This window comes from Neisseria sp. P0021.S007 (assembly GCF_051956855.1).
Map to the genome: position 1 here is coordinate 1 of NZ_JBQCXA010001284.1, position 505 is coordinate 505.

The window sequence follows — 505 nt, forward strand, 5'->3', positions numbered from 1 at the left end:
CTTTGGATTGTACGGAGCGGTCAAGTGCAGAGGTCGGCTCGTCCAAAAGGATGAATTTCGGGCGCAGGATAACGGCGCGTGCAATAGCGATACGCTGACGCTGGCCGCCGGAAAATTCATGCGGATAACGATTGAGTGCATCAAGCGGCAGGGACACTTCCTTCATGACTTCCAAAACGCGTTGGATACGTTCTTTTTTGGTCATCTCGGGATGATGAACCGTCAAACCTTCGCCAATAATTTCGCCAACGGTTAAACGCGGAGAAAGCGAACCGAACGGATCTTGGAACACAATTTGCCGTTGCGATTTCAGACGGCGTGCTTCTTCGGCGGTATAGTTTTTCAGGTCTTTGCCTTCAAAGGAGATATGACCGGTATAAGGCAGCATCTGCATGACGGCTTTGCCCAGCGTGGATTTACCGGAACCGGACTCGCCGACAACGCCCAATGTTTCGCCTTCTTTAATTTTGAGGCTGATGCCTTTAACGGCGTCAAAGGTTTTGAG

The 505-nt window shown here is 50.9% G+C and carries 1 protein-coding gene; it reads right to left on the reverse strand.

Annotation, left to right across the window (positions count from 1 at the left end; all coding sequences use genetic code 11):
- Nucleotides 1-505: ATP-binding cassette domain-containing protein (locus ACTHUR_RS18755; protein WP_440400282.1), on the reverse strand; the 505-nt coding region annotated here is incomplete at both ends.